At 41.3% G+C, this 13,508-nt stretch carries 16 protein-coding genes and 1 pseudogene; 12 read left to right on the forward strand and 5 right to left on the reverse strand.

The features are described 5' to 3' along the window. Window positions 1-101: 101 nt before the first annotated feature. Window positions 102-1,313 carry a TatD family hydrolase gene (locus tag BN3261_RS18420; RefSeq protein ID WP_110925827.1) on the forward strand — a complete coding sequence of 404 codons (1,212 nt, stop codon included), beginning with the start codon at window positions 102-104 and terminating at the stop codon, window positions 1,311-1,313. A 280-nt stretch (window positions 1,314-1,593) separates the two neighbouring features. On the opposite strand, the gene BN3261_RS14370 is transcribed toward BN3261_RS18420, so the two are convergent. Beyond that, window positions 1,594-1,971 carry a PBECR2 nuclease fold domain-containing protein gene (locus BN3261_RS14370; protein WP_059086612.1) on the reverse strand — a complete coding sequence of 126 codons (378 nt, stop codon included), beginning with the start codon at window positions 1,969-1,971 and terminating at the stop codon, window positions 1,594-1,596. 355 nt (window positions 1,972-2,326) lie between these two features. Here BN3261_RS14370 and csn2 point away from each other — a divergent pair, with 355 nt between their 5' ends. Further along, the gene (csn2, locus tag BN3261_RS14375; RefSeq protein ID WP_059086613.1) at window positions 2,327-2,596 is read left to right on the forward strand and encodes a type II-A CRISPR-associated protein Csn2; all 270 of its coding nucleotides are present in this window, start codon (window positions 2,327-2,329) and stop codon (window positions 2,594-2,596) included. Between the two features lie 107 nt (window positions 2,597-2,703). After that, on the forward strand, window positions 2,704-3,402 hold the full coding sequence (locus BN3261_RS14380) for a DUF4163 domain-containing protein (protein WP_059086614.1): 699 nt from the start codon (window positions 2,704-2,706) through the stop codon (window positions 3,400-3,402). Window positions 3,403-3,564: 162 nt separating this feature from the next. Here the strand turns inward: BN3261_RS14380 and BN3261_RS14385 are convergent, their stop codons facing one another. The 4 genes from BN3261_RS14385 to BN3261_RS14400 all read right to left on the reverse strand — a co-directional run bounded on the left by BN3261_RS14385 (window position 3,565) and on the right by BN3261_RS14400 (window position 5,759). Continuing rightward, complete coding sequence (locus tag BN3261_RS14385; protein WP_059086615.1) at window positions 3,565-3,843, reverse strand: hypothetical protein; 279 nt, start codon at window positions 3,841-3,843, stop codon at window positions 3,565-3,567. Between the two features lie 6 nt (window positions 3,844-3,849). After that, complete coding sequence (locus tag BN3261_RS17810) at window positions 3,850-4,143, reverse strand: hypothetical protein (RefSeq protein WP_329983386.1); 294 nt, start codon at window positions 4,141-4,143, stop codon at window positions 3,850-3,852. A gap of 27 nt (window positions 4,144-4,170) precedes the next feature. Continuing rightward, window positions 4,171-4,593: a hypothetical protein gene (locus BN3261_RS17815; protein WP_173722220.1), complete on the reverse strand. Its 423-nt coding sequence runs from the start codon at window positions 4,591-4,593 to the stop codon at window positions 4,171-4,173. A 77-nt stretch (window positions 4,594-4,670) separates the two neighbouring features. Further along, complete coding sequence (locus tag BN3261_RS14400) at window positions 4,671-5,759, reverse strand: pyridoxal phosphate-dependent aminotransferase (RefSeq protein WP_015526367.1); 1,089 nt, start codon at window positions 5,757-5,759, stop codon at window positions 4,671-4,673. 293 nt (window positions 5,760-6,052) lie between these two features. On the opposite strand from BN3261_RS14400, the gene BN3261_RS14405 reads away from it, so the two are divergent. The 9 genes and pseudogenes from BN3261_RS14405 to BN3261_RS14445 all read left to right on the forward strand — a co-directional run bounded on the left by BN3261_RS14405 (window position 6,053) and on the right by BN3261_RS14445 (window position 13,498). Next, window positions 6,053-6,997, forward strand: a complete 945-nt coding sequence (locus tag BN3261_RS14405) for a ketopantoate reductase family protein (RefSeq protein WP_059086618.1) — start codon at window positions 6,053-6,055, stop codon at window positions 6,995-6,997. Window positions 6,998-7,112: 115 nt separating this feature from the next. Next, a complete protein-coding gene (locus BN3261_RS14410) occupies window positions 7,113-7,679 on the forward strand; it encodes a LemA family protein (RefSeq protein WP_059086619.1) in 567 nt (188 codons plus the stop codon). 56 nt (window positions 7,680-7,735) lie between these two features. Further along, window positions 7,736-8,677: a TPM domain-containing protein gene (locus BN3261_RS14415; protein WP_059086620.1), complete on the forward strand. Its 942-nt coding sequence runs from the start codon at window positions 7,736-7,738 to the stop codon at window positions 8,675-8,677. Between the two features lie 274 nt (window positions 8,678-8,951). After that, window positions 8,952-9,626, forward strand: a complete 675-nt coding sequence (locus BN3261_RS14420; RefSeq protein ID WP_059086621.1) for a TMEM165/GDT1 family protein — start codon at window positions 8,952-8,954, stop codon at window positions 9,624-9,626. A gap of 89 nt (window positions 9,627-9,715) precedes the next feature. Further along, window positions 9,716-9,841 (forward strand): annotated as a pseudogene (locus tag BN3261_RS17485) (sporulation transcriptional regulator SpoIIID); the annotation flags it as partial. A gap of 319 nt (window positions 9,842-10,160) precedes the next feature. Then, window positions 10,161-11,447, forward strand: coding sequence for an AAA family ATPase (locus BN3261_RS14430; protein WP_059086622.1), 1,287 nt, complete (start codon window positions 10,161-10,163; stop codon window positions 11,445-11,447). Between the two features lie 250 nt (window positions 11,448-11,697). Continuing rightward, complete coding sequence (locus BN3261_RS14435; protein WP_059086623.1) at window positions 11,698-12,591, forward strand: hypothetical protein; 894 nt, start codon at window positions 11,698-11,700, stop codon at window positions 12,589-12,591. A 105-nt stretch (window positions 12,592-12,696) separates the two neighbouring features. Next, window positions 12,697-12,915, forward strand: a complete 219-nt coding sequence (locus BN3261_RS14440; RefSeq protein ID WP_059086624.1) for a DUF2188 domain-containing protein — start codon at window positions 12,697-12,699, stop codon at window positions 12,913-12,915. Between the two features lie 214 nt (window positions 12,916-13,129). Next, window positions 13,130-13,498 carry a BlaI/MecI/CopY family transcriptional regulator gene (locus tag BN3261_RS14445; RefSeq protein ID WP_008707144.1) on the forward strand — a complete coding sequence of 123 codons (369 nt, stop codon included), beginning with the start codon at window positions 13,130-13,132 and terminating at the stop codon, window positions 13,496-13,498. Window positions 13,499-13,508 lie beyond the last annotated feature (10 nt).

Consider the following 13,508-nt stretch of genomic DNA (forward strand, 5'->3'; position numbering starts at 1 on the left):
CTGAGGCTTGAGAGTTACATGTGGTAGGTTTTGGAAATCAATATTGCTGGTGTGATATAGGAATAAATTTGGTAACGATGTGTAATTAATAGGAGTCTGTTATGGGAAAAGTACTTGCGGTTTGTATCAGTGAGAAGAAAGGAACACAGAAGAAGAATGTTGGGTCTGCAGTTTTTGTGGAGGACTGGGGGCTTGAGGGGGATGCTCATGCCGGAAAGTGGCACCGGCAGGTGAGTCTTCTTTCCGGTGAAAAGATCGATGCGTTTCGTGCGAAGGGCGCAGAGGTCGAGGATGGTGCTTTTGGTGAGAATCTGGTTGTGGAAGGGATTGATTTCGCAAAGCTTCCGGTTGGCACCAGATTTCGCTGTGGTGAGGTTGTGCTGGAGCTGACTCAGATCGGAAAGGAGTGCCACAATGGCTGTGCCATTTTTCAGAAGATGGGTGAGTGCATCATGCCCCGTGAAGGTGTGTTTACAAGAGTACTGAAAGGTGGAAAAGTTTCCGTCGGTGACGAGATGACTGTGGATAAAGCTATGATTTTTGATACTCATGCACATTACGATGATGAGGCTTTTGATGAGGATCGTTTTGCCATGCTGGATAGTATGCAGGAGAACGTGATCGGGCATATTGTGGATGTGTGTGCTTCTGTGGGGCATTTTGATCGGGTTTATGATCTGGTTGAGAAGTATCCTTTTGTTTATGGCGCAGTGGGTGTTCATCCGGATGATGCGGATAAGGTGGATGCAGCAGTTCTGGATGAGATCCGCAGATATTGCGACATGAAAAAAACGGTAGCCGTAGGCGAGATCGGCCTGGATTATTACTGGCATAAGGAGAAGGAGGAGCATCTTCTCCAGCAGAAGGTATTCCGCCAGCAGATGGACATCGCCCGTGAGAAAAAGCTCCCGTTTATGATCCACAGCCGTGATGCAGCAGAGGATACGCTGAATATTGTGAAAGAATATATGCAGGATGGGATGTATGGTGGAGTTATCCATTGCTTTTCTTATAGCAAAGAAATTGCAAGAGAGTATCTGAATATGGGACTTTATCTTGGAATCGGCGGAGTGGTTACTTTTAAGAATTCCCGGAAGTTGAAAGAGGTGGCAGAGTATGCGCCGCTGAATCAGATCCTGCTTGAAACCGATTGCCCCTACATGGCACCTGTGCCGAACCGTGGAAAAAGAAACAGCTCCCTGTATCTGCCGGAGGTTGTGAAGACCATTGCGGAGATTAAGGGAATCAGCTGCGAGGAGGTTGTGGCTGTGACGGAGAGTAATGCGTTGAAGGTGTTGGGGTTGGTTAAGTAAATCGCAGAGATATTATGGGACTATGAGTAAGTAGTGAATGCTTGATTGATTTTGGCATATGAAGTGAAGAAGGAGCCATTGCGTGACAGATGAATAAATCAGCTGTTCAGCAACGACTCCTTTTCGAATTAACAAGGAAATCACCCGGCAGGCGTGCCATTCTCCTGCATCTCTCAGAGCTTAAAAGAAAACTCTTGTCAGTACCGGCGGCGCGTGGTTGACACGAAAGTTTACCACCACGGGGAATTCCTTTTGTTATTGTATGATTATTATATCTACTTTAATCTTTTCTGTAAAGGATTTTTTTGTTACGAAGATATTTATTCCATGTTTTAATATCAATTTTTAAAAACGTTATAATAGAATTTTTGTACCCTTTGGGATCTTGAGAGGTTTGTAAACGAAGTATTAATTGAACCGTTAAGTCGTTTTCAGTTATTTGTTTTAAAATAAAAGCGGTATTAGGCTTATTTGCTTCTAAAATGAAATCGGGATCAGACAAAATGTCGGAAAAATAGGAAGAAAAATTTTCGTAATCGTTGGGATGCCTGTTTTTTATATGGTTAATTTGATTATCTGTTATGATAACTTCTTCTGTAGTAATATCTTCAGTTACACATTTGTATATGTTTTTATTTATTTTACCGATTATATGCATGGGAAATCCTCAGTTGTAGATATTAATGAGAGATGAACATATTGTACTATACATGGAATGGAAAGACAATATCTGATGATGAAATAAACTATTTGTAATGTGTATTGAGTAATAAAAAGGTATGAAAGGGAAATGTAAAGTTTTAACTTAAGAAACAAAAATTGATTTTATCCATATGCGAGATTATAATTAGGTTAAAATCTATTATACCAAAACTTTATGTAATGTAAATATATTTCAGCTAGATAAAATTTAAGGAAATAGTAATTATTAAAGAAATAAAAGACATATTGTCTATTAACTATAATGAAAATAGCAAAAGTATTGAATAATATGTTCGGTGGAATTTTTCCAAATGAATCTTAAGGAAATCACAAAAGGGGGTAATTATAGTTTTTCTGAGAAAATTATTCAGTATATGAAAATTATGTCGGAACTGATGGGAAAGAAACTGCTTGTCTTTGTAAATATACGTTCTGACCTGGAAAAAGATCAGATTCAGGAATTGATGAAAAATGCAGTGTATAACGAGATTGCGTTATTATTTATTGAAAATATACAACGAGACTTCTCGAAAGACAAAAAATATTATATAATTGATAAAGATGGTTGTGAAATTTGTTGATTTCCAAAGTTTGAATACTATACGATAAGTGCATATGAGGCACTTCATTTTTGAATTTGAGGTTTGAGAACGATGTAAAACGTATAGTATAAAAAGGTAAGATAAGGATGAAGAATAAAAAAAATATCCGGAAGCGTTTTGTAAGTATAGGGCTTGTTATTGTACTTGCTCTTGTTTGCAATATTACAGAATATACAATAGCATTTGCTGCACCGACAGCTAAGGTTTCCTATAAAATTGAGAAAAAGCAACAAATTAGACGTTGCAAAAAATTGACAGCGCAATATTTATATGAATTACCTCAGATAAAAGGAAACAGTCCTACAATAAGAAAAATAAATAAGTTATTAGTTGCGGATTATAAAGCATCTTTGCAATATAGAAATAGTTTATTCCAGTGTTATAAGGCTTTGAAAAAGTCATCCTATAAAAAGATTTACTATATCAGTAAATGTAGTGTTACATATAATCAAAATGGCTACATAAGCTTTAGATTTGCCTCTGAGTGGTATGCAGGGGGAGTTGGAGAAAGCAGAGAATATGGCTTAACATATCGTCTTAAAGACGGAAAGAAGTTGGCGGTTCAAGATGTTGCGTCTGGAAAGAAAAGTAATGTAAAGAAAAATATAGCAACAGCATATTCGAAAAAACTTTCCGGCCAGGGGTATTCTTATGTTATGAAAATGAAGTATTCAGACTTTCAGTTTTATATTAAACCCGGAAAAAAAGTCGTTATATGTTTTGGTCCATATGGAGCATTGGGAGCACATGGAAAAGTTGTGGTTGAAATAAAAGGCAAATTATAAGGATTGATCAGCTGCAAATTCTGCTTGAACGGTACGCCTATTCTGAAATCGGCGGTACATTCATTCTGATTTAGCGGTATGCGTTTTCTGTTCAGAGCTGACAGCACCAAACAAAAATATCCTGACAGTTACAGAGCTTTCTGGCTCTGCCCCCTACAAAGTCTATGAAAAAATCTTCCCCAGTACTTTCTCATCCCCCATCTCACAAACCCAGCTAAACCCAATCCCCACCAAATACATAAGCAGAAAACAGACCACTGCATAAACATAAGCGTTTGCTCCAACGACAGTATGCTGCAGCAGGGCCATAGGCAGTCTCTGCATAATATACAATCCGAACAGATGCTTTCCGGCGAATTCCAGGAGTGAATTTCCAAGCTGCATTTTCATGGTAAACATCACAACCACCAGTGCGAATACAACAGCGCCGATGGCATACATACAGATCTACTGGCGGGTTTTGTAAACCACGAGGAGCAGGGCCAGGAGTATAAGGGCTGCAAGGATGTAATTCTTTGTGGCCTTTAATTTTACATCAATTTTTTCCTTAAAGAATCCGTACCACATGCCGGCGGGGTAGCAGAGCATGGTGTTGTACCAGTAGTCGGTTTTGTGGAGGGACAGGATGTACATGCTTATCACGGTCAGAACTGTGATGAAAAGCAGAGAGGGTACAGGGTTGTTTTTTAAGATCCGGAATGCGAGCCAGGTGATGAGGTACAGGATCAACATGACAAAAATGTACCAGTTGCTGTTGCTGAGGCTTTCTCAGCCCAGCAGTGCCAGGAGAATTTTTTGCAGGGAAAAGGTTCTTCCCATGAAAGAATAGGCTGTCAGATAAAGCAGTACAGCCAGATCAAAATGCACCAGTGTCCGCAGCACTCGGTGAACTGGGATGCGGCGGACGTAGGGCGTGCCTTTTTTCATGATGGAGACGAAGACACCGTATCCGGAATAAAGCAGGAACAGGGTGACTACCAGTTGGCCGGAGTGGGGGCGCCAGAACTGGAAGATCCGGTCTGTGGGGCCGTTCATCTGGATGTACAGGCAGAAGTGAATCATGAATACCAGCAGCAGAAAAAATCCGCGGATGATGTTGGTCTGTTTCATCGAGATATATTCCGGATTGAATTCCACAGGCCTGGATGGAATGAGCAGCAGAAGGATTGCTGCCAGAATGAAAAAGTTCATAAAATAAATGCTTCTTGAGGTGTTTTCGGAGTGCTGCCCCGTTTGTATACGCAGGTTATACAGAAAAACTTTGAGGACTACAGTGATTTCAGCACTTTAACAAGTCGTGAATTATCCTCCGGCATCATAATACAGAATCGTACAAATTCCCCGTCCAGGCACTGGAAGGAAGAACAGTCACGGATCATCATGCCTTGTCTGATGCAGGCTTCAAATACGTCATAGGAGGTCAGTCCGTTTTTCAGGATCCGGAGCAGGATAAAGTTTGCATAGGCGGGATAGATTTTGTAGGTGTCTGTATCCCTCAGTTCTCGGATCATCCGGTCGCGTTCGGAAAGGATCAGATTTCTGGTTTCTTTAATATAATCTTCATCCTGCAGCATGATCTCTCCTGCAAAGGCACCAAGGCTGTTAAGTGACCATGGTGTCTGTTTTTCACGCATTTTTGCAAGAAAGTCCATATTTCCGGTGATGCCGTAGCCCAGGCGCATTCCGGGAGCAGCGAAGAATTTGGATACGCCGCGGAGTACCATGAGATTGGTGAATTCCCGTGTCAGCGGAACTGCGGTGATGGCGTTGATATCCGGGGCAAATTCCACATAGGTTTCGTCGATCATCACGAAGATATTTTTTTCTGCACAGAAACCGATAAGTCTGCGAAGCTCTTCCTGGGTGATGGCAGAGGAGGTCGGATTGTTGGGATTGCAGAGGATGAGAAAATCATAGCCCTGCTCCAGCTTCCGGCAGAGATCCGGAATGTCCGGCTCGAAATCATTGCTTTCCTGAAGGTGGTAGTATTCCTGGGTACTTCCGGAGAAGGAGAGCTCTCTGGAGTATTCAGAATAGGTAGGCCCAAGGATCAGAGTATGCTTCGGGGCACGCTCCTGGATCAGAAGGGAGATCAGCTCGCTAGAGCCATTTCCCGGAAGGATGAAATCAGCGGGAATATTGCAGTAGCTGGAAATCGTATTCCGAAGGGATGTGTATTCTCTGTCTGGGTAGGAGGAAAGGATATCCACGTGTTCTGCAATGGCTCTGCCGGCTTTTGGGGAAAGTCCCAGAGGATTGACATTTGCACCGAATTTGACGATGTTTTCCTTTTTCAGATTGTAGTAGCTGCAGATCTTTTCTATATCACTTCCGTGAAAAACGGGTTTGGTATCCATTTTTGTCACCTCACATTTTTGCTTTTTTCGTAAAAAATTTATATCCAGTATACACCAGAATCCGCGACAAAAAAAGACGGGATAAAAAGTTTCTGTATTTTTCTATATTTTTTGAACAGGATATTACTGAAAATTGCTTTCTGGAAATGTATGGGAATATTTGATACAATGAGCAGGTAGCGAATGCGGATTGTGAATATCCATGCTGTTTGTCAATGCGGATCGTGAATATCCACATTTTTCCGGGGAGGGTAAGTCCTCAGTGAGAAACAGCAGGAAAGGAAACAGAAAATATGAATACAGAAGAGAAAAAGATCGCAGTGATCGGAATTGGTGGTGTTGGTGGTTACATAGCCGGGCTGCTGGCGAAGGCGTATCCTCATGTGACGATGGTTGCACGTGGCGCCAGGGCAGAGAGCATCCGGAAAAAAGGCCTGGTGCTTCACAGTGATTATAAGGGTGAGATCGTGGCAAAGCCAGAGCGGGTAGTTCCAATTCAGGATATGGGACAGCAGGATTATATTTTTATCTGTGTAAAAAATTATTCACTGGCGGAGGTGTGCGAAAGTATCCGGGACATGGTCACGGATGATACAGTGATCATTCCGGTGATGAATGGTGTGGACCCGGGAGAAAACATCCGCCGTCTGGTTGGTAAGGGAACGGTTGTGGATTCGCTGATCTATACGGTGGCTTTTGCCAATGAGGATTTTTCCATTTCCCAGCAGGATACGTTTACGTGGCTTTGTATTGGAATAAAAGATGCGGATGAACGGCAGCAGAAGAAAGTTGCAGAAGTGGCAGGGATCCTGAAAGGTGCGGATATTGACTATAAGGATCAGGGGGATATCGAGGTGGAAATCTGGAGAAAGTATATCCTCAACTGTGCCTTTAATGTGATGACTGCTTTTTATGATAATACCATCGGGGAGCTCCGCAGAGATCCGGTGAAAGCGCAGCAGTATGAGAAGCTTGTATGGGAAGCTGCCAGTGTAGGTCAGGCCAAGGGGGTTGCGTTGACGGATGAGCACATCAATGAGGTAATCCATAAATTCCGCCATGTACATGCAGATAATGCAACCAGCTCCCTGCAGAGAGATTTTCGCATCCGGAGAAAACAGACGGAGCTGGAAACCTTCAGCGGCTATATTGTGAAAGAAGCGAAGAGACTTGGTGTTTCCATTCCGCTTTCCGAAAAAATATATCAGGGACTTATGGAAATAGCAGAAAAATTCTGACCGAAAAGGTGAGTTTTTCTGGTGGAATCCTGTATGCTCTGGTACAATGGGGATATAAAAAATCCTGTATCGCAGGCTGAAAGGTTATCTGTGATATCGGAAGGGAGGAAAAGAGATGAAGAAAGTATTTTTGGCTGTTATTGCAGTGATCGTGGTCCTTGCCGGAGGACTTATGCTCAGTTACAACGGGCTTGCTGGAAGTAAAGAAGCTGTGGAAACTGCAGAGGCTGATGTGGATACCATGCTGCAGAGACGTGCAGATCTGATCCCGAATCTTGTCAGCACGGTAAAAAGTTACACGAAGCATGAGACGGGGGTTGTTGACAGGGTTCTGGAGGCGCGGGACCAGCTGATGAATGCAGATACCGTGGAAGAGAAATCTGAGGCAGATCAGCAGATGGACAGTGCACTTTCCGGTCTGAAGGTTGTGGTGGAAAATTATCCGGAACTGAAAAGCAATACTACTTATGTGGGCCTGATGGATGAACTGTCCGGAAGCGAAAACCGGATTTCTGTAGCGAGAAAAGATTATAATGAGGCTGTGAAAGCTTATAACACAAGGCTTGTGAAATTCCCAGGGAATGTATTTGGTTCCATGCTTGGCTTTGAGAAGGCGTCGTATTTTGAGGCTGATGATTCAGCAGCAGATACGCCGGATGTAGGGGATATGCTGGCAGAGTGATAAGATCAGACTATTGTTCTGATGAAATGAAAGAATGGATAGAGGGAGAATATCCTATGAAAAAATGGATCGGACGGATGGCTGTGCTGCTGGCTTTTGTATTGACGCTGTCCGGAAGTACGCTGGCAGCTTTCGGGAAGATCCCGTCTGCCACAAAAGAATTCTATGTTAATGATTATGCAGGGGTTTTCAGCGATACCTGGAAGGAAGAGCTTTGCAAGGCTGGTGAGCAGCTTTATGAGGATACCACAGCGCAGCTGGTTGTCCTTACCGTGGATACCACTGATGGGGAAGACATCAGTGATTATGCAGTGGAAACCGGCCGCAAATGGGGAATTGGTTCAAAGAAGAAAAATAATGGTGTCCTGATCGTCCTCTCGGTTTCGGACCGTAAAGTCTGGGTATCTGTCGGCTACGGTCTTGAGGGAAAGCTGCCTGATTCAAAGATCGGACGACTTCTGGATGAATATGCAGTTCCTTCCTATAAAGACAATCAGTTTGAAAAAGGTACCGTGGAGCTTTATTATGCACTGCTAAATGAGATCCGTGAGGAATACGGCCTGGAGAAGATAACAGCTCCCAGGTATGAGAAGGTGCAGCAGGATGTGGACGACGATGAGGATGAGGGAACTGTCTGGGAGATCGCGCTGGGGCTTGTGATGATCGTTTTGCTCATGGTGGGCGCATATCTGCTGTGCGTGATGCTGCCTGTATTTCTTATCGTGACTATGGTTCTGATTCTGAAGGGCCTGATAATGAAATTGTCGGGAAAGGATACCGCAGACTACTGGAAAAAGAATTTCAGCCGTATGAGTGTACTGCACCGGCTCTTTAATTCCCTGTTTCCGCTGAGCTGGATCCTGGGAAGAGGGGGAAAAAGCAGCGGCGGAAGTTCCGGTAATGACGATGACAGAGATGATGATTATGACAGCTACGACAGCGGAAGCTCCGGAGACGGAGGAAGCTTCGGCGGTGGCGGTGCCGGCAGGGATTTCTAGTGGTGTCGGCATGAATCGCCGGTTCTCTTGTACAGCACAGGCGGAGCTTTCTAATGCTCTTGACAAAATTTCTCAACTTTGCTACAATGACGAAAATCAATTTCGTGAGGGAGTAATTCGCGTGTAGACGTGGTTTGTCAACATACTGGTGCATGCACCTGGCAAATCTTAAAGAATGAGACTCATGTATATTTTATTTCTGTTACAGAGATAGAGTATACGTGGGTCTTTTTTTATGGCTCCGGAGCGGATGAATATGCAAAGGAGAAGAAAAATGCTGTTATTTATGAAAGTGCTTTTTACCCAGTTTATTGCGGAAATGGGTGACAAAACACAGCTGATGCCGGTGGCAATGACTTCCAGGTTCAAGCTGAAGGATATTTTGCTTGGAACCGGTGTTGCTGTCCTGGTGCTCAACGGACTGGCAGTGCTTGCAGGAGGTATTATCAGTACCGTGGTCCCTACCTGGCTGATCCGTCTGATCGCAGGTGCAGCGTTCCTGTTTTTTGCGGTGACAACGCTGAAGGGTGACGATGATGAGGAGGAGAATGTTAAGGATCGTAAGATCAAATTTGCACCGCTGTCTGTATTCTGTACATTTTTTGTTGCGGAGCTGGGGGATAAGACACAGCTTACCGCAATTACATTTGGTGCCAATGAGGGACTGAGTTCAGCGGTTGTGGTATGGCTTGCCTGTTCACTGGGACTTTTTGCAGCGGATGTGATCGGACTTCTGATCGGATATCTTCTGAAAAGCAAGGCACCGGAGGGAATCCTCAATACAGTTGCATTTGTTATTTTTTCCATCTTTGGAATCCTGACACTGAGACAGGGATTTGGCCTTCTGCTCGGGGCGGGCTCTTCTATGATGCTTCCGCTTACCGTAGCGGTTACGGTTGTGTTTGTGATCGTCTGTCTTGTGCTTTATAAGCAGGCGAAAAAGAATTAAATTATTATAAGGAGCTTTGCACAGAATAGGGCTCATACCTGAAAAAGCCTCCGCATACACTGTAAAAAAGCGTCTTCGGGGGCTTGGCAGTGAAGGATTATATTGAAGAACGTGCAGTTGAGATCGCAGGATATATTGTTGAAACAAAGGCTACGGTGCGGCAGGCAGCTAAGAAATTCGGAATCAGTAAGAGTACGGTACACAAGGTAGTGACAATATAGAACGTTTTGTGTGGGTGATAGAATAACAATAACGAAGGTGGAACGGAACCATGAAGGAACTGAAACAAAGAATTATAGGGAATGAAGAATATTCGAAATCGAACAGAAGAAGTTGTATTGAATGAATTGATATATGTATAAGCTGAAACGGAGTAGGAAACTGCTCCGTTTTAACATTGTTATAATATGAATAATAACTATGATGCATGAAAAAGTAGTTAAATGCAAAAAAACGACACATATGTAGGAAAAACAAAAATAACAGTTGACATTATGGAGTTGGTTGCATATAATGTATGATGGAGGTGGAACTATGGGAACAACAGTATTAAAAAGCATATCAGCTGAAAACTTTGCTTCTTTTGCAGAAAAGGTAACATTTACTTGTGTGGCAGATGGAAGTAAGAAAGAATATGCAATGAACACTTTTGAATCAGGAGATGAAGTTATTAACAAAGTTTCTTATGTGTATGGTTCTAATGGTTCCGGTAAAACATTTTTTTGCAAGATATTGAGAGAAATACAGAGGATGATTGCGTTATCACCGCTCTCGATGATGAAAAGCTCGCAAATAAAAGCATTATTTCCGAGTGAAGAACTGTTAAAACCAATACCCAAGTTTGCTTTCGATATTGCATATCAGGAGTTACCAACAACTTTAGGTATTGATATGATTATCGATGATGTTACTTATCATTACGAATTTTCGGTCTTAGAGCAAAAGATTGTTCATGAGCTTTTAACGAAGAAATATCGTAGGACTGAAAAAATTCTGGAAAGAACATCACCATCTTTTCAAGACATAACTGTAAAGTCAGAACTTAAAGGCTTTGAAGATACCAAGCGTGTTGTAAAAGAAGATGCATTGTGTCTGGTGATGGCAGCAATGTTGAATAACGATTTCGCAAATATGTTAGTGGACGCTATTAAAGAAATTAACATATTTAATATGACCTCTCCACGTTTGAACCCGGGTGAGCTGGAAGCATTTTCTGAAGAACGTATCGAAAAATATGTAAAGATATTGAAGAAAGCTGATCCTACCATTCGAGGAATGCAGGTAAAATACGAGGAAGAGGAAGTTGCGAGACAAAAGGTGGATTCTGATGATTTCGAAAACAGAGAAATTATACAAACTAAGACAACAGTAGGGGTAAAAACGGAACATGCATTATATGACCATGGTATTGAAATTGAGTCTGGAACTGACCAGATAGATTTTTTTAGAGATGAGTCATTAGGAACTGTTAAATTGTTTACTACGCTACCGCACCTCTTCGATGTGTTGGAAAAAGGCGGTATATTAGTTTTGGATGAGATTGAAAATAGTTTGCATCCGGCATTAGTTAAAGAAATGATTTCTCTTTTTATAAATGAAGAAAGCAATCCGTATCATGCACAGTTAATATGTACAACACATCAGCCATTATTGGTTAGTGAGAACGTTAAACGCGACCAAATATGGATTCTTAGTAAAGATGAATTTGGAAAAAGCTCTTTGAAGAGATTGAGTGATAAGAGCTTTTCAAGAACTAAAGTCAATCTTACAAATAAGATTTTGGAAGGTGCTTTAGGATGTAATCCAGAAAAATTCTTTTAAAACAACACTGGATAGAAAAAGACACCGAGTTGCCACACCCGGTGTCATGGAAAGACATAAGTCATAAACTCTGTCTTAATTTAATTCGCAAAGTTAATTCTATCACAGAGTAAAAAAAAATACAATAATATAGAGGTCTTTTCATCAGATTTTGCAAATATTTTTTTGAAAGTGCACTGCCAATGCACAAGAAATCTGTTTTTCTTCCTTGTGATTTTATAGATATAAAATAAAAAAAGGAGGAAGAGAAATGTATCTTTCTGATTATATTAAAGATGACCGTAAAGGTCATGTGAATTTTGAATTTGTCGATGTACAATTGGATTCTGATAACCGTATTTTTATCGATCCGGTTGTATTGGAAAACGCAACAGATGAATGGAGCATAAAGGCAAATAATTGTGTACAGTCATTTTTTGATTGTTTATTTGAAGCTCTAAAAAATAACCGCTCTGATGAGTTGTTTGACCATGCTCATGAACAGAATGCTACTAAATTAGGTTATGGTAATGGGCAGAATGGAAAAGGTAAAACTGCTGATGGGTTAGAAGAGGCACTGAGTAAATTAAAAAATTTAGTACATGCTATTCCAACTATCAGTAAAGGTGAAGATATTCCCGTTTTAGTAGATGGGTTTGCTGAAGATTGTATGTCAGATCTTCTTACCAATATTTTGCATGAACAATTGAATGAATTCACCGCAAGTCAAATGAAGAGCAGGGATATTCCGGCAGATGGGAAGAAGACCTTTTGGACCTGGGATACGGTAAGCAATACATGGCATCAAGTTACAAAGGAAAGTTGGTTTTATAAAGGTAAGGAACTGTTGATGGTTCCTAAGTGGATTGTAAGAAAAAATTATCTTTTTAAAGCACATCAGTACCTTTGCGGTGTCATAATTGAAAGAATGCAGACTGAAAAAGGCTGGGAAGATATGAAAAAGACTGATGTGCTGCATAATATGCCAAAATATAATGAACATTGGGAATACGAAACAGTAATTCAGTATTCGAAAGAACATCCGGATGCCTTAGAGGAATATCATAAACGAATTCCTAAATACTACAGTCGTGCTCATGGAATAATGACCGATGAAGAGTTGGATGTGGCAATTTACGGATGTGAAATTGAAGACGTTGCTTAATTATATGTAAATCAACAAATTACATAGTGGCATGTAATTTGACTGATATGAGGCAAGGGTGGCAGCTTGCCTCCATAGACTGAAATTATTGAGAGGTGATAAACTGTGAATCATCATATAACTAAACGCCCAGATGGAAAGTGGCAGGTAAAAGGAGAAGGAAATCAGCGAGCATCTGTTGTAACAGATACACAGAGAGAAGCGATAAATTTGGGAAGAGAAATATCCAGAAACCAGCATGGAGAATTATATATCCATGGTGTCGATGGAAAAATAAGGGCACGAGATTCCCATGGGAATGATCCATATCCTCCCAGAGGGTAATAATTAAAAGACTAAACAAAATTTAATGCATTACTGCGAATGTGAAAATTCAAAGTCAAAAGAAGGGATTGTTGTAGAATAGCTAATTACTCAGCTGTTTTACAACAGTCTTTTTTCTTTTTGATAATTAATGGAGAAGTATTGACAATGCTATAAGACTGTGGTAGTCTGAAAACAAGAACAGACTACTGTAGTCTTATAGGAGGCGAAACAAGTGACAGAGGAAAATATCAAACTTTTTGATTCGGAATTAAAGGTAATGGATGTTCTGTGGAAGGATGGTGACGTGCCAGCGAAATATGTTGCAGATACTTTAAACAGAGAAGTAGGCTGGAATAAAAACACAACGTATACATTGATTAAGCGGTGTATCAATAAAGGCGCGATTGAACGAACGGAACCGGGATTTATGTGCCATGCGCTTATAGCAAAAGAACAGGTACAGGATCTGGAAACAGATGAACTTATTGATAAGATATATGATGGATCTGTTGACAAGTTGTTTGCGGCACTTCTTGGCAGAAAAAAACTTTCTATGGAGCAGATTAAGAACCTGAAGCAGATCGTCAGTGAATTGGAATGAGGTGATGCAT

The organism is Blautia massiliensis (ex Durand et al. 2017), assembly GCF_001487165.1.
GTDB classification, from domain to species: domain Bacteria; phylum Bacillota; class Clostridia; order Lachnospirales; family Lachnospiraceae; genus Blautia_A; species Blautia_A fusiformis.

Excerpts from the sequence above, each read along its gene's own strand:
- BN3261_RS18420 (WP_110925827.1), top strand. The coding sequence starts at position 102 with ATGGGAAAAGTACTTGCGGTTTGTATCAGTGAGAAGAAAGGAACACAG.
- BN3261_RS14370 (WP_059086612.1), bottom strand. The coding sequence starts at position 1,971 with ATGCATATAATCGGTAAAATAAATAAAAACATATACAAATGTGTAACT.
- csn2 (WP_059086613.1), top strand. The coding sequence starts at position 2,327 with ATGAATCTTAAGGAAATCACAAAAGGGGGTAATTATAGTTTTTCTGAG.
- BN3261_RS14380 (WP_059086614.1), top strand. The coding sequence starts at position 2,704 with ATGAAGAATAAAAAAAATATCCGGAAGCGTTTTGTAAGTATAGGGCTT.
- BN3261_RS14385 (WP_059086615.1), bottom strand. The coding sequence starts at position 3,843 with ATGTATGCCATCGGCGCTGTTGTATTCGCACTGGTGGTTGTGATGTTT.
- BN3261_RS17815 (WP_173722220.1), bottom strand. The coding sequence starts at position 4,593 with ATGAACTTTTTCATTCTGGCAGCAATCCTTCTGCTGCTCATTCCATCC.
- BN3261_RS14400 (WP_015526367.1), bottom strand. The coding sequence starts at position 5,759 with ATGGATACCAAACCCGTTTTTCACGGAAGTGATATAGAAAAGATCTGC.
- BN3261_RS14405 (WP_059086618.1), top strand. The coding sequence starts at position 6,053 with ATGAATACAGAAGAGAAAAAGATCGCAGTGATCGGAATTGGTGGTGTT.
- BN3261_RS14410 (WP_059086619.1), top strand. The coding sequence starts at position 7,113 with ATGAAGAAAGTATTTTTGGCTGTTATTGCAGTGATCGTGGTCCTTGCC.
- BN3261_RS14415 (WP_059086620.1), top strand. The coding sequence starts at position 7,736 with ATGAAAAAATGGATCGGACGGATGGCTGTGCTGCTGGCTTTTGTATTG.
- BN3261_RS14420 (WP_059086621.1), top strand. The coding sequence starts at position 8,952 with ATGCTGTTATTTATGAAAGTGCTTTTTACCCAGTTTATTGCGGAAATG.
- BN3261_RS14430 (WP_059086622.1), top strand. The coding sequence starts at position 10,161 with ATGGGAACAACAGTATTAAAAAGCATATCAGCTGAAAACTTTGCTTCT.
- BN3261_RS14435 (WP_059086623.1), top strand. The coding sequence starts at position 11,698 with ATGTATCTTTCTGATTATATTAAAGATGACCGTAAAGGTCATGTGAAT.